Here is a 19417-nt window from a genome sequence, read left to right as displayed (position 1 = left end):
CCCGCCCGATCAGATCACCGGCGATCCGTCGCCGGATTCGTTGAGCGCGACAAGAACACTTTCGGCCGCCACCAGATCGGAGACTTTCATCACCATGAGGCTGGTGTCGCTCCCTTCGCCCGCGGTCAGATAGGCGTAGTCGACATTGATCCGGTTTTCGGCCAGGACCCGGGTCACCCGGGCAAAGACGCCCTTGAGATTGGGGACGGAGATGGCGAGAACCTCGGATTCAACCACGCAGAATCCGTGGTGGTTGAGGAGGTCGGCACAGCTTCCGGGATCGCTGACGAGCATGCGGACAACCCCCTGCTCGATGTTGTCGATCACACAGAGGCCGTGGATGGAATGGCCGGCCTCGGCCAGGATCCGGCTGATCGCGGCGAGGCGCCCCGGCTCGTTCTCGAGGGCCACTGTCAACTGCCTCCTCAAGTCGAAGTTCATGCCATCAATCTGTGCCCAAGTGATGGCGGGCGCAAGCCGGCAGGCCACTGGGGCCTGCCATGCCCGGGAGGCGACTCGGTGATTCACCCGCACCTCAGGGGCCAAAGAAAAGGGGCCAAAGAAAAGGGGTCAGCCCTTACTCTTTGCTGTTGACCCGATCGGGTCTATCTCCTACCCCTCGATCGTGGCGCGCAAACCAAGGATTCAATTTGCCGGAGCGCTCTATCATGTGATCAACAGGGGCAACTTCCGACAGGATCTTTTCAGTGGTCTCGGGACGGCGCAGGCATTCGAGAAGACTCTCTTCGAGACTTGTGAGCGCTGTGGATGGGAGTTGGGCGCCTACTGCATCATGCGCAACCACTTCCATCTGGCTTTGGCGACCCCGAAAGGAAATCTGGTCGAGGGGATGCAGTGGCTGCAGAGCACCTTCGGCAACCGGTTCAACAGCTACTTCAAAGAACAAGGACACGTCTTTCAGGGCCGCTACAAGGCAATCCTGGTCGAACCGGGCGAGCATTGGCTGCGGGTGATCAATTACATTCACCTGAATCCCGTAAGGGCAGGACTGGTCACCGTCGCCAACCTGGAAAGTCATAGCTGGAGCAGCTTCCCGAAGTTCCTCCGAAAGAAGACTCGTCCGCCGTTCCTGCAGTGTGGCGATTGGTTGCCGGGAATCACCAGTCAGGCGGACACCCCTGCAGATTGGCGTCGTTATCGAAAACTGTTGGACGAACTCAATGGTCTCAGTCCTGTCCAAAAGGGAAGAGCCTTCGATGGACTGTCCCAAGGAACAATTCTGGGAACGGATTCATTTCGAAGAGCCGTCTGGGAGGACTTCAAGAAGATGGATCTCGCAAAAGACTGGGGGGGTAAAGAACTGCGTGAGCTCAATGAAATCGAATGGGACCTCCTGCTGACCGATCAGATGAAAGCATTGGGCAAGACCGCAGATGACGTCCGCGACGACAAGAAATCGGCAGAATGGAAGGCCGCCTTGGCGTGGTCGATGAAGAGACGCACCAGCGTCGGCAACCGGTGGTTGGGAGAAAAACTCAACATGGGCCCACCGGCCATGGTTTCTCGCCTTACGGGATCATTTGGTCGATCCGATCAGAAAACAGCAAGGGATCACAAGAAGCGGCTTGCGGCAAAAAGTAAGGGCTGACCCCTTCCCCTTCTCCCTTCCATGAAAAACTGCTTCTTCAGGAAACATCCATTAACTCCATTCGCTGCATTTCTGCTCTTTGTCGCTCTGTCGGGGCAATCGGAAGAAATCAGATATGAGCCACCGGAAGGGCTCTTTGGAATCACCCTTGGAGAGATCTTCGACTCTGGTGGTTGGGAGCAGACCGTTGTGGGACACTGGAGCCGGGGAATGCCCCCCGGTCGCGATCCAAGGTTCTCGAGATACAGCGTCGAGGCCGACGAAGACGGTCGCGTTGTTTCCGTGGTTGGATACACGCCGGATTTGCCCAAGATGGATGCATGCTCCATCGCTGAATCCCTTGGTCTCGAGCAGAAAACCACCTATGGGGAACCTCTGATCGAGCCCGGGATTAAGGACCGATGTGGAGGGGATCTCAGGCTCTGGAAATGGGACACCGGGGTCATTCTACAGGCCAGCGCTGGGGGGCGCGATGACCGCTGGTTCGCGTTCTTGGAGATCAGGGATGGGAACCATGGGCCTTCTCGACGTTCCCTGATGGAGCGTGTCACCCGGTCGCGAGAAATGACTTTTCGGTCACTCGCTCATGGCGTGAGATCGCCTGTTGTTCTGCTCTCGGTCCCGATTCTCTGGTGCGGGTTCTGGTTTGGAATCCGGCAGATCCGTCGCGGAGTCGAGAGAGGGGTGCTCTCGATCACTGAGTGGAGGGAAATTCTGAAGACAGCCGCAACGGGTTCGCTGTTCGCCGTCGGACTGATCGTTTGGTTTTTCATCTCCCTTTCAGCCTATGGTGCGTTTGATGTGGTTTTCAGCCTGTTGATCCTGACCGCCGTCGGCGCGTTGTTGATTTCCGCCTGGGGGCTCTGGAATCTTCCCCGGGATGGGATATTTGCTCCCCCGGATCCCGGAACGCCAAACGGAATGCCACTGGCGGTTGCGTCCTTAATCCTAGGTCTCTTTAGCCTTCTGGGTGGAACGATTCTGATTTTCCCGCCGATACTCGCAATCCAACTCGGCAGATTGTCGAAACTTCGCTTTCAAGATTCGACCGAACCAGCCGGCAAGAGTATGGCGAATCTCGGAATTGCCTTGGGAATGTGCTGTTTAGTTGCCTTTTTCATTCCGGTGGTTTTCGCCCTTCTGGGGTCATTGGTTGAAACTCTCGATTTAGTGTAATCTGGAACCTGGCGGCAACCCTCGACGACAACCTTGACCCTGAGCTCATGACCCTGGCCGTGACCTACACCTACGATCGCATGGGCCGGATCAAGACAGTGGCCGACGTCACCGAAAGGGGGATCCCAAAGGGTCGGGAGGGACGGAGAGGGTCAGGCTTTGTAGATTGTGGTTGACGGGTGCCAAGACGGAACCTCTGGGCGGACAGGAGCCCGCGACTCCTCGGTGCTTCGAACTTGCCGCACGAACGTGCCCTTGGGGTCATCAAGACGGGTCATCGTCCGGGTTTCCGTTTTCCTGGATTGATCCGGCTCGCGTTCGCCTTCAACCAGGCCGCATAAGCCGTCTCGGAGGTTTCTCCTGCGGCCAGGGCGAGCGTCTCAACAGCAGCGGCTGCTTCATTTGCGTGGAAACGGTATCCATTGCGTTCGAGGAAGACCACTGCGGCGAGAAAACCAGTCCGTTTGTTGCCGTCGATAAACGGATGATTCGCGATGATGCCGAAGCCATAGGCAGCGGCGAGTTCGAAGAGATCCCTCTTGCCGTAAACGAAGAGGTGGATCGGTTTATTGAGGGCCGAGTCGAGCATACCCGGGTCTCGAATCCCTGGTTGGCCGCCGAATTGGGCCAGAGACTGTTCATGAGCGGCAGCGACTGCCTCCGGGAAAAGCCATTCGGGCTCTTTCACTTGGCCAGCTCGCGCAGAGTCTGCCGATAACGCCTCATGACCTGCTGAACCGCCTCCAATTGGCGATTGACCTCCGCCCGGGTCGGACTGAATCGCAGACTGCCTTCCGGTCCCTCTGTGACCGAAACAGTGTCACCTTCGGCCGCTCCGAGATGGGCAAGCGCTTCCTTCGGGAGAATAACGCCGACCGAATTGCCGATCTTCCGCAATTTCAATTCCAGGACCATGTCCGCAATGTATGCACAGAAGTTATAACGTCAAGCGCGGGTATGCGAACAGGGTCTGGCTTTGTAGATTGTAGTGGCGGGTGCCGAGACGGAACCTCTGGCCGGACAGGAGTCCTCGGCTCCACGGGGCTGTCGGGATTACAGGAGCGACGTCCCCTTGGGAACCCGGACGATGGTGGTGCCGGCGATCTTGTCGTGCCAGGACTGGCGTTCTTCATCCCAGCTGGCCCAGAAGAAGCCGAGGCCGACGACGAGACCGGAAAAGATGCTGGCGAGGGAGCGGACCGCGACGACACCGAAGCTGAGTTTCTGCCCGTCCAGTCGCACGACCTTCAGGTTCATGACAATCCCGCCTATCGTGGTCTGCCGCCAGGCCCAGAAGACCAGGTGGTAGCCGAGCCAGAGGTAGCCCAGCATCCAGTCAAGATCGGTCAATGCGGTCAGGCCGGCGATGAGGATGAAGTCGAGGGCGGTCGCGCCGAAGCGGGGCCAGAAACCGACCCGGACCGCCATGAGGGGATCTTCGGTGATTTCTGCCGCGAGCGGAAGTGGGGTGTCGGTTTCCGGGGCGAACGTTTCCGTCCCCGGCCCGGTGGTTGCCTCCCCGGTTGAGGTCAATGCAGCCGTTGTCGGAGTCGCGACCGCTTTCGCGATCGGCGAGATCGGACTCATTGGAGCCGATCCCGGGGATGTCCCGGTGGATTCGCGGCGGAGGCCCTGGACCATGGCGAGGCAGGTCGCGCCGGTGCCGAGGATGGAGGCGACCAGGAGGGTGAGCAGGCCGACGACGGGAACGGCGTAAAGCAGGGTGAAGACAATTCCACCGACGACGAGGGCCAGTGCGGGCATCGAGCGCAGCCCGAACTGCTGCCCGGCATGGCGATAGAGGGCGATGATCCCGAAGACGGCTGCGATCTTCACGCCGATGATCAGGAACGGTATGATCGGAATCCCGATGACCGAGACGAGCAGGAGAAAGAAGAGCGGTCCGGAGAGAATGCAGACGAGGAGACCGGTCAGGAGAGCGGCGGCGGGGCGGTGCTCGAGCACCGCCACGGTGGCATCGATGGCGCGCCGGAAGACCAGGGCGATGACGAGGGCGATGAGCAGGAGAATGCCAGCGGTGATCCAGGCCCAGCCTTGATCGTGGGGCAGGGGGCGGCCCATGAGAAGTCCTTTGTGGATCCAGATGGAGAGCCATTCGAATTGTCCATCCCGGAAGCTTGGCAGGAAGGAGACCTGAGTGGTGGCGCCCTTGATGGCGGCGCCATCGGCCTTGATGAGTTTTCCTCCGATGACGACGACCTCACCGTTGACGACAGCCTGGGGACCGAGGACGGCCGTGCCCATGACATTGACCAGGTCGCCCTGGACCTGACCATTGACGGTGGCGTTGCCGAGGACGACCACGGCATCCCCCTTGACCATACCGTCGACCCGGCCGTCGCCGATGACGACGACGAAATCGCTGGCGACTTCGTTGGCCTGGACAACGGCGTCGTCGAAGATCTTGACGACTTCATTGATCGCGGTCCGTCGAATTTCCTCGGTTGATGGCGGTGCCGGCGGCGAAGGAGCCCCGGAGGTGGATTCGTCAATCCCGGCTTCGTCCGAGTTTGCTTCCTCTGCCTTTTCATCCCACATTTCGGGAATCGGGTCCGAAACCAGGTTTGCGGCTTTGTCGACGGGAGAAACCGTTTCAATATCGGGCGCAGCTTCTGCCTCGGGGGCGATCTCTTCCGAGGTGACTGGCGCCGGGTCCTTCACCGCCGGCTCGTCCTGGGCAAACAGAGGCGGGATGGCGAGCAGGGTAAGGACGAGGAGAAGCTTCCGGAGAATCAGGTGGGTGGATTTGTTCATGGCGGGGCTGTTCGGTTGGAATTGTCTCGGATGACGTTCAGTTTGTGATGCGTCGGGTGGCTCGCCAGAGGGCTGTGCCCATTCCGAAGAGGACGAGGTAGAAGACGCTGGCGACGGCGGCGATGATCAGCAGGGCTGGACCGATGGCGACCCGGCCAACCAGGCTGCCGGCGTTGAGAAGGGCCTCCAGGGTGGTGGAAAGGGCCATCAACTTGGAGATCGGAGCAGCGAAGAGACTCTGCAGGTCGACTGGCTGGAAGGCGGGAAGATGGTGGAGGGCGATCCAGAGGGCTCCGCCGAGAACCAGAAGAGTGAGGGCGACAAAGGCCAACTGGAGGGATTGCGGCCAACTGGTGGCGGGACGCCGGTACCAGGCGGTCTGCCGCCGGGCAATCGCCGACATGACCCCGGGAATGAGGCCTTCGGGCGCCCGGAGGGAGGGAAGCTCCCGCAGGGTCCGGTGCAGTTCGGGATCGTCAGGCAGATGATGGTTTGGGGTCACGAGGGGATCTCCAGTTCTTGGCGGCGGGTTTCCAGGCGCTTACGCAGGGTTTCTCGTCCCCGGGCGATGTCGGTTTTCACTTTGCTCAAAGAGTGTTTCAGGCGGTCGGCGATTTCCTGGTAGGGCATGTCCTCGTAGTGATAGAGAACGAGCGCCACCCTTTGGGGTTCGGGCAGCCCGGCCAGGGCGGCTTCCAGGATTTCCCGTTGATGGGCGGTGCGTTCGTCGGCATCGGAATGGTCGGGGGCGGGCAGGGTCTCTTCGTAGGACCGCGTTTCTTCCTCGGAGCTCTCTCGCCGCATGTCCGAAAATACCCGCCATCTCTTGCGGTAACGCGTCAGGTGGTTCAGGCAGAGATTCCTCGTCACGGTCTTGAGCCAGCCTCCGACGGTCGGACTCGTCCTGAGTTGTGCGAAGCGGTCGTAGGCCTTCAAAAAGACTTCCTGGGCGATGTCCTGGGCTTCGGCGTGATTCCCGAGCAGGCGCACTGCGCTGGTAAAGACCATGTCCTGATAGCTCCGCATGAAAGCTTCGAATTTGGCTGAGTCGGTCATTGGCTTTGGGCCCTGATCTGTGAGTTGATCTCATCAACCACCAGAACACGGTTTCGGCGTCAGGAGTCGCAGAAACTCTCGATTAGTTGTAAGTTTCCAGCCAACTGCGGCTTACGGCAACCTGAAACAGAGGGGGTGCCGACCAGACGACGGCGGGACGCACCACCCGGATCGCCGAGGGGCTAGCGTGGCCAGACCTTGGGGAAGTGCTTGCCGCTCATCGGCTCGCCGTCGGCCACCTCGACGAATTGTTTCATCACATGATTCCCGGAGGCGACGTAGCGGGTCTCTCCGGGCATGTAGTGCAGGGCGATGGCCCGGCGGGGCCGGCCGCTGGTGTTGGCGTGGGAGCCATGCCAGGTCAGGCCGTGATGATAATGAACCTCGCCTTTGGCCACGGGACAGGCCCGCACCTCAACCTGATGTCCATCGAAGGTGGCGGGAACATCCGCGCGGTAGTCTTTCCAGGTTCGCAGATGGTTCATGTGGTCACCCCAAAGGTGGGATCCGGGCACCATGCTCATGCACCCGTTGTCGACGTCCACTTCGTCGAGGGCAATCCAGGCGGTCACCTGGATCATTGGGGTCAGAATCGGCCAGAGAGGCGCGTCCTGATGCCACATATTGACGCCTCCGCGGGCGGCCGGCTTGTACTGGATCTGGTCATGCCAGATGCGCAGCTCGGACGCCCCGGTCAGCTGGGCGATCTCCTCCGTGATGGTGGGATGGCGGATCAGGTCGTGGAAGGGGTCGCTCGCCTCCCAGATATTGACGATCTGCCAGACGGGGGCCGAGTCATCCCCGCTGAGGTTCTTGCAATGGACCGCTTTTCGTTCACCGGGCAGGTCGTTTTCGCGAATCACGCGGTCGAGCTCTGAGCGGAGCTGGTCGACAAGGTCCTCGTTCAGGACGCGGGTGCCTTTGACAAATCCGTTCTGGTGGAATTGGGCGAATTTTTCCGGAGGCAGCATGGAGGCAGGGGTGAGGTTCTCGATCGGTCCGTCCCACGGGCGTGTGGGCTTTGGGAATGGTCGGAGAATCTGATGATTCGCCGTCGGAAATCGAGCATCATTGTCAGCATCCCGGGCGAACAGGTTCGAATCGCGGCCCGGGAGGCGATCGGAGCGCTCGCCAGAAGCGATTCTTCCGTCATAAGTTGCCTCATGTTCCTCACTGAGCAGGCCCGGTTCTGTCCCAAATGCGGTTCGGAGGACCTTGATCTCAAGGACCGGAAATTGCTCGATTGCCGGTCTTGCGGATTGCACTTCTATCTCAATTCGGCTTCGGCCGTGGCCGGGTACATCCTTGATGGGACGGACCGCCTCTTGCTGGTGCGGCGGGCCCGGGATCCGGGCAAGGGCATGCTGTCGCCGCCCGGCGGTTTCCTGGATTTCGGGGAAACCGGTGAAGAGGCGGTGGTGCGGGAGATTCGGGAGGAGACAGGCCTGGATGTCACGATCGCGGGTTATCTGGGTTCCTTTCCCAATCTCTATGTCTACCGCGGAATCACCTACCCGACCCTCGATCTCTTCTTTCTCTGCCGGGTAGCCTCCTTTGACGGGGCAGTGGCGCTTGAGGAAGTCGAATCCGTGGTTGTCGTGCCGTGGCAGAATGTGAAGCGCGAAGAGATCGCTTTCGAGTCGATGCGTCGCGCCTTTGATCAGCTGAAGAGCGAACTCTCCTGACCGGCGTCGATCCCCATGCAGATCGCCGTTGCCGGCGGCCCCGGGAACCCGGTTTCGGACGATCAGCTCATCTCGGTCGTCTGACCAAGCCGGGGGTCCTTCGGTTCGAGATGTTTCCGGTAAAAGGCAGGCCACCAGTCACGGCCCGGAAGCTTGAGGTCGTCCTCTTTCATCCGGTCGTAGGCCGGTCGAATGCGTTGGTAGACGTCGAGCATCGCTTCGCGGTTCTGGAAATGGGGCTCCAGCCAACGGCGGCCGATGGCGGCATGGAGGACTTCGTCGGCCCAGTCAAAATCCTGGAAGACGGTGGCGCGTTCGTCTCCACCGGCGCGGGCGAGAGCGACCTCGGCCGGTTTGCCGGTCTTGCCCATCAGGCCCTGTTCGATCCCCCAGAGAAAGGCGTAGCGCTCGGGGGGCGGGAGCTCCCGATTGGGATATTCCGCAAAGCCGATATGGGTGGGGATCGCGGTGAAATCGATCCCTGAGGAAGCGAAAGCCACCTCGCCGAGCATGCAGTGCCGCGTTTCATCCCACAGATGTCGGCTGAGGTCGTGATAAAATTCCCACGGTTGATCCTTCCATTCGGCGATGACGGTGGCGATCAGTTCGGAGACGTGCATCTCGTTCAGTCGCACGTTCATCAACCACCAGAGGCGTTCGTGCACCGGTCGGGTGGAATCGGGGACCACACCGCGGGACCGCCAGACATTCGTGAATCGGGCGTCCCTCCTGGGGGTCGGTGACGGGGTGGAAGGCTGGCCGGCCCTGGCGGGCGGCAATCGTATCTCCGACGGTCTCGGGTCTTCGCCATGGATGCCGCCGGCCGCGGCCAGGTAGTCATTCAGGTGATTCCGCCACGCTTCGAGAGAGGTGTCCGTCAGCGAGCGGCCGGCACTGTGCAAGAGCTTTTCGAGGGCATCCTGTCCCCAGGCCAGCTGAGCCTCCTCCTCGATGAGAACGAATTGAAGGAGACGGCGGGTCGGTTGATCGGCGATGGGGTGAGCCTGGGCGAGATGATTCCGGAAGGCCGCGATGAGCGCGGGCTTGAGCAGGCCGTAGATCCCGAAGAGAAACTCAATTGTGTCAGCGGGACGCATCAATTCGCCCATGAAAGCGGCGAGGGCGGGGTCCGGCACTTTGTCCAGATTGTGAGGGGGGGTCCGCATCTCGGTCACCCGGTTGCGAAACCACGTGCCGTGCTCGGCATCCTGCCAGAGATGCAGCGAAATGGCGCCCTTCACCTCCCATTCCGGTATCTCGTTGAAGCGGGAGGCGTGAAGAAAGAGAAGCTGGCTCTTGAGGTAGACGTATCGCCGGAGCCGGTTGACGGTGATGTCCACGCTGAGGCCGGCCCGGGCGCCATCGGCGTGGGTGCAGAGGCCGGCAAGAGGGGTGGGATAGCGGGTGGTTGGCATGGTCTCGGATCGGGTTGATGGAAAGTGGGTCGGTTCGTCGGGTCCGTTCCCGTGATGACTCTCAGAAAGGGTTGCCTGGAATGTAAACAGATTCTTCCGGCCAGGGCTCGTCAGTGAGTGGTCGGATCATGGCGGTGACCGTTTTCCGCGGACTGTCCGGGTCGGCCGGATCCCTGTTCATCCGAATGGTGTCGATGACGCGGTAGCCGCTGGATCGATAAACGTTCGGGTCGCCAAAGAGTATCGAGAAAGGAAATCCGTGAACGGCCAGCCAGGGGTGGATGACGGCCAGCATCGATCGAACATGACCCCGGCTCCGATGCCCCGGATGAACACAGACTTCGGCAATCCCGGCAAAGCGACGGGTTCCTGAACCGACCCGCATCGTTCTGTCATGGACTCCGATATGGGCGATGATCGGGCCGGCCGGATCGGGATCCCGGATGATCCAGCGGTGGGGATAGGGCTCGATGAAATAGCGGCGGTGCTTGAAGACCTCATCTTCAGCCTTGGTGAAGCAGGTGGTCAGGAGGTCCCGGATCTGCCGGTCGGTCACGGGATCGACGTTGGCGTCGGCGAGGTAGCGGATGGGCGGAGGCATGGGCTAAGGTGAGGTTGACGAGGTCCCCACAGCCGCATCGAGCGGTGCGCCGGTGGTCGGCCGGGCCGGGAGGGGTGGGTGGACCGGATCGCGCCGAACCGCGAGAATCGCGCGCAGGGTGACGCCCCCGAGAACGACCGCTCCGCCGATCAGGGAATAGGGGCCCGGCCGTTCGCCGATCAGGAGCAGGACCCAGAGTGGGTTGAGAATCGGCTCGATCATGGGAATGAGGCAGGCCTCCATGGCGGTGACATGGCGGATGGCCTTGGTCAGGATGAAGTAGGGCAGGCCCAGCTGCACCACGCCGAGAACCGCCAGGATGAGCCATGCACCGGGCTCCGGAAAGGGAGCGCGAACGAAGGCCAGACCCACGATGGCGGCGAGGACATTGCCGATGACGAGGGAGGCCAACGGAGAGGCGTCCCTCTGATGGCGCAGAAGAACGGTCATGAGGCCAAAGCTGACTCCGCTGACAATCCCGGCGGCATTGCCGAGAAAGCCGGACAGATCCACCTCGTCGACGAAGAAGAGGGCCATCCCCCCGAGAACGATCAGGATGGTGATGAAGTCACTCCCGCGGGTCTTTTCCTTGAGGATCCATGGGGCGAGGATTGCGATCGAGATCGGGGCGGTGTACTGAAGAAAAATGGCGTTGGCCGCGGTCGTCAGCTTGGTGGCCAGAACGAGAAGCAGAACCGTCGTTGCGTAGGCGACGCCTCCTCCGATTTCCCAGAGTGACCAGGTGAAAGGGATTCGTCCGCCGAGAAGGACAAGCGTGATGGCGCAGAACGCGCTGCGGACTCCGGCAATGGCCAACGGATGCCAGGAGACCGACTTGATCAGCACTCCGCCGAGACTCCAGAGCAGCGCGGCCAGTAGGAGGAGCAGGATGCCCCGGGTGCGGTGGATCTCTGATTTCTGGGGCGGCATGGCGGTGATGTAACGATATGGACTGATGACCGGCGGAGCGTCCAGTCCGGTCTTGGATGAACCATTCCCGTCAAATAGGCTGGACTTGCTTCCGGATCTTTCTCTAGGTCTACTTCTGTCCGCCGTCTGTTCGTCCTTATCCCCTCGTAAAGTGTACCTTCTGGGCAGATGGCGGACGCGCTTTACGCCTCAAGGGCATGAAAAAGGCCACCGTTTTTCCGGTGGCCTTTTTCTTTTGGGAAATCTGCAGCGACGGGCGCTGGATGCGCGGCTTCAGGCCGGCACGGGGGTCATCGATCCCGCGTTCTCCAATCGCTCAAGGGCGATCTGGATTTCACGCCGCAATTCGGCGATAAGCTCCTTCGAAGATTCGAAGCGCGCCTCGGTCGCCCGGATGGCCTGATCTCGGCGATCGCTCAAGGCCTGGAGAAGCTCTGTCAGCTTGTCCTGGGAGTTCTGGAGCATCTGCCGGGTCCGTTCTGCGAGTTGATGGGCGGGAGTGTCGAGGTGGGCCGAGAGGAGGCGCTGGGCCTCGCGGGCTTCGGCCATGAGGATCTTGGCGTCGGGAACGCGGCGGAGGTTTGAGGCGAGACCGATTTTCGAAAGGGTCCAGATCAACCACTTGGTCGGATCGAACTGCCAGGGTTTCACCCCGTTGCGGTAGTCGTGCTGGAACTCATGGTGATAGTTGTGGTAACCCTCGCCGAAGGTGAAGATCGCCATCAATCCGCTGTCACGCGCGCTGCACGCGCTCGAGTAGGGCCGACGGCCGATCGTGTGGCAGAGGGAGTTGATGAAGAAGGTCATCTGCTGGACGAAGAAAACCCGGAGGACGCCGGCGAGCAGGAAGGCGCCCAGCGCCTGGATGGGGCCGCCGTAGATCCAGCCGAGGACGGCAGGAAGAATGAAACCGACCGTCAGTCCGATGAGGTGGCACCAGCGGTGCTGCCACATGACCAGGGGATCCCGCTGCAGATCAGCCACGTTGTCGAGCGGCGGCTCGGGACGGAGCTTGAAGAGCAGCCAACCGATATGGGCGTGGAAGAAGCCTTTGGAGATGTCGTAGGGATCATCGTCGTGATCCACATGCTTGTGGTGGTTCCGGTGGTCGGAGACCCAGTCGATGGTCGAGTTCTCAAAAGCGGCCGCTCCAAAAATCAGGGTGGCCAGTTTGACCGGCCATTTGGCCTTGAAGGCCAGATGGGAGAACAGACGGTGGTAACCCAGTGTGATGCTGAAACCGGTGGCGGCGAAATAGAAGAGGAAGAGGCTGACCTGGAAGGCGTTGAGGCCGAAATTCCAAAGGTAGACCGGAACGGCGGTCAGCGAGATGATCGCGGTCGAAATAAGGAATGCGCTGGTGGTCCAGTTGACGCGATCGAAAGGGAGTTTATGTGACATCTTGGGCTATCAATTGAAGGGATTCTGTCCGGCGGTGGGCTCAGGGAACAATTTGAGACACTGGCAGCAAACCTCCTATCGGATGGCATGCAACCGTTTTCAGCCTTTCCTGATCGGGAAAGTGAAATGGAGAGCCCGCGGAATAAGACGGGGGAAGGCCCCGGCAGTTCCCTGGAGATTGCGGCAAGTTACGCGGATCGATGGACAAATGACGCAGAGCGGTATCTTCCAGTCTCTGGGATACTCGGTCGTGAGGAACACCATGAGCCGGGATTTCAGCCTAACACCGAGGAGTGGTTTTGCCAGTGCGGACCGCTCATCCTTCAGCGAGGTCGAGCAGGACTCGGCCAGAATCGCCGGGACCGAACTGGTTCCTCCCATCCTGGAGAGCATGGCTGGACCGGTGGCGATTCTCAACGGTAGCCGCCAGGTCGTCTACGCCAACCGGGCGATGACGGAGGTCGCGGGAAAGAAGGAGCTGGCGGAGATACTCGGGTTCCGTCTGGGCGAGATTCTCGGCTGCGATATGGTCAATGATTCCCTCGGTGGCTGCGGAACGAACCGGGAATGCCGCAAATGCGGCGCCATCAACGCGGTTCTGGCCTCGATCGACGGTCGTGCCGTCACCAATCAGGTGACCATCCAGGTTGAGCGATCCGGACTGGACCGAATGATGAATTTCACTGTGTCCGCAGCGCCCTTGAGTTACCAGGGACGACCTTATGTGCTTCTCGTCCTGTCGGAACTGACCGTCCGTTGAGTCATTCTGTCGTGGTTTCCTGACTGCCCTCGAGCGCGGCTTCGAGCGCGTGCCAGGCCAGGGTGGCGCACTTGACCCGGACCGCGTATTTCCGGACTCCTTCGAGTGCGGCCAGGTCGCCGAGTTTCTCCAGGTCGACCGCTTCGCCTTCCGGGCCGGTCAACAATTGGCGCACGTCTGAGGCTACTGAGCGGACCTCTTCGAGGGTCTTGCCCTTGAGACGCGAGGTCATGAGCGAGGCGGAAGCCTTGGAGATCGCGCACCCTTGCCCATCGAAGGTGATATCCGTGATTCGGCCGTCCGCCAACTTGATGAAAACCGAGATCTCGTCGCCGCAGAGGGGGTTATGCCCCTGGGCCTGGTGGGTGGGGTGGTCGAGCTTGCCGTAATTGCGGGGCCGCCGATTATGGTCGAGGATGATTTCCTGATAGAGGTCGCTGAGTTCTGACATGACTAGTTGAAGAGTTTGTGGACCTTGCGGGCGGCCTTCTCCAGCGCATCGATTTCGACGCGGGTGTTGTAGCAGGCGAATGAGGCGCGCGCGGTGGAAGGGAGCCCGAGCCTCTGCATGAGGGGTTGGGCACAGTGATGACCGGCCCGGATGGCGATCCCCTCGCTGTCCAGAATGGTTCCGATGTCATGCGGATGGGCCCCTTCGATGGTGAAGGAGAGTGCTCCGGCCCGTTCCTGGGGCTGGCCGATGATCTTGAGTCCCGGAACCTCGATCAGCCTTTCTTCGGCGTAGGCGATGAGGTCGGCTTCATGCCGGGCAATGCGGTTCCTGCCCACGGCAGTGACATAGTCGATGGCGGCGCCGAGTCCGACCACTCCGGCGATGTGGGGCGTACCCGCCTCGAAGCGCTCCGGAGGCGGCTTGTAGGTCGTCTTCTCGAATGTGACCGTCTGGATCATATCGCCACCGCCCTGGTAGGGGGGCATCTTCTCGAGGATGGCGTATTTCCCGTAGAGAACTCCGATGCCGGTCGGGCCATAGAGTTTGTGGCCCGAGCAGACGTAGAAATCGCAATCCAGAGCCTGAAGATCGACCGGCATATGGGGCGCGGACTGGGCTCCGTCGACCAGGACAACGGCGCCCCGGGCGTGGGCCTTGCCGATCATCCATTCGATCGGGTTGACGGTGCCGACCGCATTGGAGACATGGGTGACGGCGAGGAGTCGGGTCCGATCGGTCAGGAGTCGCTCGAATGCGTCGAGATCCAGCCGGCAGCGGTCGTCGATGGGAACGACCCGAAGTTGAGCCCCGACTTCCTCGCAGAGCATCTGCCAGGGGACGATATTGGCGTGATGCTCCAGAGTCGTGACGAGGATTTCGTCTCCCTTCCCGACGTTGCGTCGGCCCCAGGTCCGGGCAACCAGGTTGGTCGCCTCGGTCGCCCCTCGAACGAAGACGATCTCATTCTCGGAGGCGGCATTGAAGAACCGGCTGATCTTCCGTCGCGATTCCTCGTAGGCATCGGTGGCGCTCTGACTGAGGTAATGGACGCCGCGGTGGATGTTGGCGTTCTGCAGCATATAATAACGCTGCAGGGCATCGATGACGGTCTGCGGCTTCTGGGCGGTGGCCGCGCTGTCGAGGTAGATCAAGGGCTTGGTCCCAACCTGGAGATCGAGGATGGGAAAGTCCCGCCGGACCGCATCCGGATCGATCCGATCAGTCGTTCCGTCCATCTGATGAGACTGGGTCTCCGTTTCAATCATCGGTGGGAAGATACATGAAACGGTCACTCTTGCGAGTCGGAGTTGAAGGCACGTTGCGGGTCACCGACCTTCGAAGCTTGCGGATCCCCTGAAACTTTTCTCTGCTGGCCCCCGTATTAGGTGGTGTAGCCGACAATAGGGCCGCAGGGACGGCACCGGAACGGATTCGCAGCCAGACACCACAATGAGACTCATGGGCAACCTACAGGAATACCCTCGAAATCCCGTTCGTAATCGGCGTGCCTTCCTTTTCCTCGGCTTCCTGGTGATGACCGGGCTGATGGATCCGGCCGAAGCGCGCCGGCCCCAACAGGAGCCGATCGTCCTGATCCCCGGAGAAACCGTTTACGTCGAGATCATTCAGAGCACGGTGACCCATCAGCCGGGCTTCAGCTGGTCGGATTCGGGGAGCAGCGACCGATTCTTCAAGTTTTCCGACGCCCTCAAAACGGCCTTCTCCCAACGGGAAGTGCCCCTCAATATCAAGATCGTCCGGTGGGGAGCCGACGTGCCGAAGGGGGCAACCACGGCAACCCTGACCCTGATGCGCTGGGACCGGAACGTAATGGGCGAGATTGAAGCCCGCATCATCGTGCAGCTGAAAAAAGCCGGTTCGAAGGTCAACCTCGGTGTCTTTGTCGGAACCGACAATGCCATTGTGGCCGGTTCAGGTTCGATGGAGGAGCGCAATTACCAGTCGGCCGCGATCAAGGCGGCCAGCCGGTTCGCCGACCGGATGAACGAGCAGATCAATTTCTAGCGGATCCGTGGACGAAGGCACAGACAACGCGGCTTTTGAAGCGGAGCTGATCCGGCGGGTCGCGCTGGGTGATCGGTCGGCTTTCGAAAGGGTTTATTCCATGTATTCCCAGCCCCTGATGTCCTACGCCCTGCGCATGGTCCGCGACCGGATGCTGGCCGAGGAGGTGCTCCAGGATGCATTTGTCAGGATCTGGAAACACGCGCGATCCTACGACCTGCGCCTTTCACGGCCTTTCAGCTGGGCGGTTCTGATTACCAAACGGCTCTGCCTCGATCGCCTGCGCCGCCGCCGACCGCCGGTTGTCTCGGAAACGGAACTGGTTCGGGAGGACGAGAGGCCTCCGGAAGCGGTCGATTCAGCCAATCCCGCCGATCAATTGCGGCAGAGTGATGACTACGGGATGCTTCACGACCTGGTGGCTTCCCTCCCTTTTCCCCAACGCGAGAGCCTTGAGTTGGCCATTCACCGTGGACTGACCCAGAGCGAAATCGCGTCGACCCTCAACATCCCCGTCGGCACCGTGAAAACCGCGATGCACCGGGGAACCAAACGCCTGCGTGAGATGCTCGCGACCCGCCATGATTGACGAAGTGACAAATGATTTGGCCATGCAGTATGCCCTTGGCATTCTCCCGAAGAAGCAGGTCCCCGACTTCGAGTCCCAACTCCGGGTCGACGGTGAACTGCAGGATCTGGTCAGTGAGTACCAGCAGATCAATGAATGGGATGCCCGGGAGTCGCCTCCGGCCGCGCCTCCGGTCGACGGCTACTCCGGCATCCTCGAACAGCTGGCCTTTGGGGAGGTCGAGCCGGCAACGAGTCGATCAAGGATTGTTCCTTTCCTCGGCTGGGCGGGCTGGGGCCTCGCCGCCTGTTTTGCCGTGGCGTTCTTCATCACCCGCGCCCGGAACCCGTTGGTTCCTGCGCCAACCTTCCAACCGGCAACCGGCGGTTCCTCCATCATCGTATCGGAACTCACGACCGCACGGCCGCAATTGACCTCCGCCCCGGCTGAGACCGTGCTGTCGCGACCGGCGTCCGGCGGGGTGGAACTGCGCGTGCTCGAACTCGCCAATCTGGCCGAGGCTTTCTGGAGTTCCCGCCTGGGGGAGGATTCCGGGGGTGGCGCCCGTGCCCTCCTGGCCGATGCCAGGTTGCGCTCGCGTGAAGCCACCGAGAATCGCTCGGAAGGATTCACCGTCTTTGACCGCGAGTTGCGGATCGGAGTCATCGCCCTGGATGACCTGCCGGAGATGAAACCCAACCGCTCTTACCACATCTGGGCCAACGGACAGCCCGGAGAGGCCCCGGTCTGGGCCGGGATTATTCCGGTCGGCGAATCGGACGGCGGGATGTTTTTCTTCGATCTGACCGATTCCGCCGCCGATCTGATCCAATCACAGAACCTGTCCTTCTTCATCACGGAGGAATCATCGACCACGCCGCGATCGCCGACCGGAAGAGTCGTTCTGACCGGTCTTTAGAAACCGTTGACACCCGTACCGGGGACGGGCAGACAGAAGAGGACGTATTGGACTGACGCCACCGCGTGGGTCCCAGTCCGGCGGTTGCCGGGCGGCCGTTCGTTTCAGGTGATTGGCGATCCAAAGTTCCGCTCCTCATCCGGTTCGGACGCCTGGCGTCACCAACGAAGAATCCGTCAAGGACCCATATGGAGATGTCAGCAGTCGCCGAGGCCCCTTTCCCGAATAACCGGGACAGGATCGGGCCGAAACCCAAGTGCCCCTTCCGGGCCGGGCCGGCCGCCGTCTGACCCCGTCAACGCATGTTCAAGAAACTCATAGGCAAACTCATCGGCGGCACCGCCAAATCCTCGCCGCCGAAAGCCACCCCGGATTCCCCCGGGGGCGGCAGTCAGTCCGCGCCGGCCACGAGGCGCTCTTCCTCACCGCGGACCCGGAGATCCGGCGACTCGCCCGCCAAGCCGGGCGATACCGCGGCCCGCGATGCTTCTCCCGGTTCTCCCGGCGATCGGCCGAAACGCCGCCGTCGCCGGTCACGAAGCCGCCCCGGTTCCTCCGGTGAATCCGCTGTTCGGGACAACCGGACGGACCGTCCGGAGTCGACCGAGCGCCCCCGGGAGTCGTCCGGTGACTCCGGGCACCGCTCCCGTCCGCCCCGTCGCTCCGAATCGGGGCGCCGTGGCGATTCCGATGGCCGTCGGGAAGGCCGGGGCCGTCGAGGGGATTCCGATCGTCGCGGCTGTTCCGACCGCCGCCGTGAGCCGGAGAAACGGACTGAACCGCGGGATGATGAAATCCGGCCGGTAGCCGCCCGGGTGGCGGCGGAGATACCTGAAGTCTCCCCGGACCATGAGTTTTCCCTGATGGGTCTGGCCCCTTTTGTGGTGGCGGCGGTCCAGGAATTGGGTTTTGAACAGCCGACCCCGATCCAGTCTGAGGCCATCCCCGTGATTATGGCCGACCGGGACGTCATCGGTTCGGCCCAGACGGGAACGGGCAAGACGGCCGCCTTCGGCCTGCCCATCATTCACAAGCTGCAAACCCACGGTTCCATGCGTTGCCTCATCCTGGAGCCGACCCGGGAACTTGCGCTCCAGGTCGAGGAGGCGCTGGTCGCCTACTCGAAATTCACCGATCTGCGGATCTGCGTGATCTATGGCGGGGTCGGATACGGGCGGCAGAAGAGCGAGCTGGCCGCCGGTGCCGATATCGTGGTGGCAACACCGGGTCGCTTGCTCGATCACATGGAACAGGGTACCATCAACCTGGATACAGTGGAGATTCTCGGTCTCGACGAGGTTGATCGCATGCTCGACATGGGCTTCCTGCCCGACGTCAAGCGGATCGTTTCCAAAGTCCGCAAGGAGCGCCAGACCCTCTTCTTCTCCGCCACCATCCCTCCGGCCATCGCCCAGTTGACCACCTGGGTGGTGCGCGATCCCGAGATCATCGAGATCAGTCGCCGGTCACCCGCGGAAACGGTCTCTCATGCGTTCTATCCGGTCGTGCAGAAGCAGAAGTTCGATCTCCTGATCGCCCTGCTCGAGCGGACGAACTACGAGAGCGTGCTCATATTCTGCCGGACGAAGATCGGGGCCGACATGATCTCGCGTCAGTTGGAGCGGCTGGGCCATCCGGTCGCCGTCATGCATTCCAACCGCTCCCAATCGGAGCGGACGGAAGCACTGACCGGCTTCAAGTCGGGCAAGTACGAGGTTCTCGTGGCGACCGACGTGGCCTCGCGCGGCCTCGACATCGCGGGTATCAGCCATGTGGTCAACTACGATGTTCCGCTTCATCCCGAAGATTACGTGCATCGGATCGGACGGACCGGGCGAGCCCTGAACGAGGGCGATGCCTTCACTCTGCTGGCCGAAGACGAGACCAAGTACGCCAAGATCATCGAACACTTCATCGGTCGATCAATCGAGCGAAAGAAGCTCGAGGATTTCGACTACGCCTACTCGGCTGTCTTTGCGCAGCAGGAGGAACCCCCCAAGAATGTCTTCAAGAGCCGCCTCTATCGCGGCTCTCGCTGATCGT

The 19417-nt window shown here is 61.2% G+C and carries 22 protein-coding genes; 8 read left to right on the top strand and 14 right to left on the bottom strand.

Going from position 1 to position 19417, the window contains the following annotated elements; translation table 11 throughout:
- Positions 1 to 9 precede the first annotated feature (9 nt).
- Positions 10 to 441 carry an ACT domain-containing protein gene (locus R3F07_00470; protein ID MEZ5274833.1) on the bottom strand — a complete coding sequence of 144 codons (432 nt, stop codon included), beginning with the start codon at positions 439 to 441 and terminating at the stop codon, positions 10 to 12.
- Positions 442 to 625: 184 nt separating this feature from the next.
- Between R3F07_00470 and R3F07_00465 the strand changes: the two genes are divergently transcribed.
- A complete protein-coding gene (locus R3F07_00465; protein MEZ5274832.1) occupies positions 626 to 1609 on the top strand; it encodes a transposase in 984 nt (327 codons plus the stop codon).
- 21 nt (positions 1610 to 1630) lie between these two features.
- Positions 1631 to 2785, top strand: coding sequence for a DUF4190 domain-containing protein (locus R3F07_00460; protein MEZ5274831.1), 1155 nt, complete (start codon positions 1631 to 1633; stop codon positions 2783 to 2785).
- Positions 2786 to 3059: 274 nt separating this feature from the next.
- On the opposite strand, the gene R3F07_00455 is transcribed toward R3F07_00460, so the two are convergent.
- The 6 genes from R3F07_00455 to R3F07_00430 all read right to left on the bottom strand — a co-directional run bounded on the left by R3F07_00455 (position 3060) and on the right by R3F07_00430 (position 7587).
- Entirely contained in the window at positions 3060 to 3473 is a 414-nt protein-coding gene (locus R3F07_00455; protein ID MEZ5274830.1) for a type II toxin-antitoxin system death-on-curing family toxin, read from the bottom strand.
- Positions 3470 to 3700 carry a hypothetical protein gene (locus tag R3F07_00450; protein ID MEZ5274829.1) on the bottom strand — a complete coding sequence of 77 codons (231 nt, stop codon included), beginning with the start codon at positions 3698 to 3700 and terminating at the stop codon, positions 3470 to 3472. The genes R3F07_00455 and R3F07_00450 overlap by 4 nt, the downstream gene beginning before the upstream one ends.
- A gap of 138 nt (positions 3701 to 3838) precedes the next feature.
- Complete coding sequence (locus R3F07_00445) at positions 3839 to 5560, bottom strand: RDD family protein (GenBank protein MEZ5274828.1); 1722 nt, start codon at positions 5558 to 5560, stop codon at positions 3839 to 3841.
- 37 nt (positions 5561 to 5597) lie between these two features.
- Positions 5598 to 6062: a hypothetical protein gene (locus R3F07_00440; protein MEZ5274827.1), complete on the bottom strand. Its 465-nt coding sequence runs from the start codon at positions 6060 to 6062 to the stop codon at positions 5598 to 5600.
- Entirely contained in the window at positions 6059 to 6616 is a 558-nt protein-coding gene (locus tag R3F07_00435) for an RNA polymerase sigma factor (GenBank protein ID MEZ5274826.1), read from the bottom strand. The genes R3F07_00440 and R3F07_00435 overlap by 4 nt, the downstream gene beginning before the upstream one ends.
- Before the next feature lie 182 nt (positions 6617 to 6798).
- Positions 6799 to 7587, bottom strand: a complete 789-nt coding sequence (locus R3F07_00430; protein MEZ5274825.1) for a phytanoyl-CoA dioxygenase family protein — start codon at positions 7585 to 7587, stop codon at positions 6799 to 6801.
- A 72-nt stretch (positions 7588 to 7659) separates the two neighbouring features.
- On the opposite strand from R3F07_00430, the gene R3F07_00425 reads away from it, so the two are divergent.
- Entirely contained in the window at positions 7660 to 8301 is a 642-nt protein-coding gene (locus R3F07_00425) for an NUDIX domain-containing protein (protein ID MEZ5274824.1), read from the top strand.
- Positions 8302 to 8363: 62 nt separating this feature from the next.
- Here R3F07_00425 and R3F07_00420 read toward each other — a convergent pair whose 3' ends face one another.
- From R3F07_00420 to R3F07_00405, 4 genes are all read right to left on the bottom strand, one after another.
- Positions 8364 to 9716, bottom strand: coding sequence for a hypothetical protein (locus R3F07_00420; protein ID MEZ5274823.1), 1353 nt, complete (start codon positions 9714 to 9716; stop codon positions 8364 to 8366).
- Positions 9717 to 9777: 61 nt separating this feature from the next.
- A complete protein-coding gene (locus R3F07_00415) occupies positions 9778 to 10317 on the bottom strand; it encodes a GNAT family N-acetyltransferase (protein MEZ5274822.1) in 540 nt (179 codons plus the stop codon).
- Positions 10318 to 10320: 3 nt separating this feature from the next.
- Positions 10321 to 11247: an EamA family transporter gene (locus tag R3F07_00410; protein ID MEZ5274821.1), complete on the bottom strand. Its 927-nt coding sequence runs from the start codon at positions 11245 to 11247 to the stop codon at positions 10321 to 10323.
- 273 nt (positions 11248 to 11520) lie between these two features.
- The gene (locus R3F07_00405) at positions 11521 to 12648 is read right to left on the bottom strand and encodes a fatty acid desaturase (GenBank protein MEZ5274820.1); all 1128 of its coding nucleotides are present in this window, start codon (positions 12646 to 12648) and stop codon (positions 11521 to 11523) included.
- A gap of 262 nt (positions 12649 to 12910) precedes the next feature.
- Between R3F07_00405 and R3F07_00400 the strand changes: the two genes are divergently transcribed.
- Positions 12911 to 13408 carry a hypothetical protein gene (locus tag R3F07_00400; GenBank protein ID MEZ5274819.1) on the top strand — a complete coding sequence of 166 codons (498 nt, stop codon included), beginning with the start codon at positions 12911 to 12913 and terminating at the stop codon, positions 13406 to 13408.
- A 1-nt stretch (position 13409) separates the two neighbouring features.
- Here the strand turns inward: R3F07_00400 and R3F07_00395 are convergent, their stop codons facing one another.
- Positions 13410 to 13859, bottom strand: a complete 450-nt coding sequence (locus tag R3F07_00395) for an SUF system NifU family Fe-S cluster assembly protein (protein ID MEZ5274818.1) — start codon at positions 13857 to 13859, stop codon at positions 13410 to 13412.
- A gap of 2 nt (positions 13860 to 13861) precedes the next feature.
- Positions 13862 to 15127, bottom strand: coding sequence for a cysteine desulfurase (locus tag R3F07_00390; GenBank protein ID MEZ5274817.1), 1266 nt, complete (start codon positions 15125 to 15127; stop codon positions 13862 to 13864).
- Between the two features lie 193 nt (positions 15128 to 15320).
- Here R3F07_00390 and R3F07_00385 point away from each other — a divergent pair, with 193 nt between their 5' ends.
- The 3 genes from R3F07_00385 to R3F07_00375 are packed head-to-tail and all read left to right on the top strand — an operon-like array spanning position 15321 to position 17374.
- Entirely contained in the window at positions 15321 to 15887 is a 567-nt protein-coding gene (locus R3F07_00385) for a hypothetical protein (protein MEZ5274816.1), read from the top strand.
- A gap of 7 nt (positions 15888 to 15894) precedes the next feature.
- Positions 15895 to 16476, top strand: a complete 582-nt coding sequence (locus R3F07_00380) for a sigma-70 family RNA polymerase sigma factor (protein ID MEZ5274815.1) — start codon at positions 15895 to 15897, stop codon at positions 16474 to 16476.
- Complete coding sequence (locus tag R3F07_00375) at positions 16469 to 17374, top strand: hypothetical protein (protein MEZ5274814.1); 906 nt, start codon at positions 16469 to 16471, stop codon at positions 17372 to 17374. Before R3F07_00380 ends, R3F07_00375 begins: the two co-directional genes overlap by 8 nt.
- Positions 17375 to 17907: 533 nt before the next feature.
- On the opposite strand, the gene R3F07_00370 is transcribed toward R3F07_00375, so the two are convergent.
- Positions 17908 to 18225 carry a hypothetical protein gene (locus tag R3F07_00370; GenBank protein ID MEZ5274813.1) on the bottom strand — a complete coding sequence of 106 codons (318 nt, stop codon included), beginning with the start codon at positions 18223 to 18225 and terminating at the stop codon, positions 17908 to 17910.
- A gap of 12 nt (positions 18226 to 18237) precedes the next feature.
- Here R3F07_00370 and R3F07_00365 point away from each other — a divergent pair, with 12 nt between their 5' ends.
- Positions 18238 to 19413 carry a DEAD/DEAH box helicase gene (locus R3F07_00365; protein MEZ5274812.1) on the top strand — a complete coding sequence of 392 codons (1176 nt, stop codon included), beginning with the start codon at positions 18238 to 18240 and terminating at the stop codon, positions 19411 to 19413.
- Positions 19414 to 19417: the final 4 nt, after the last annotated feature.

The sequence above is a fragment of the Opitutaceae bacterium genome (genome assembly GCA_041395105.1).
GTDB lineage: Bacteria > Verrucomicrobiota > Verrucomicrobiia > Opitutales > Opitutaceae > B12-G4.
Note: the sequence above shows the minus strand (reverse complement) of the source record. Positions and strands in the feature narration are given on the sequence as shown.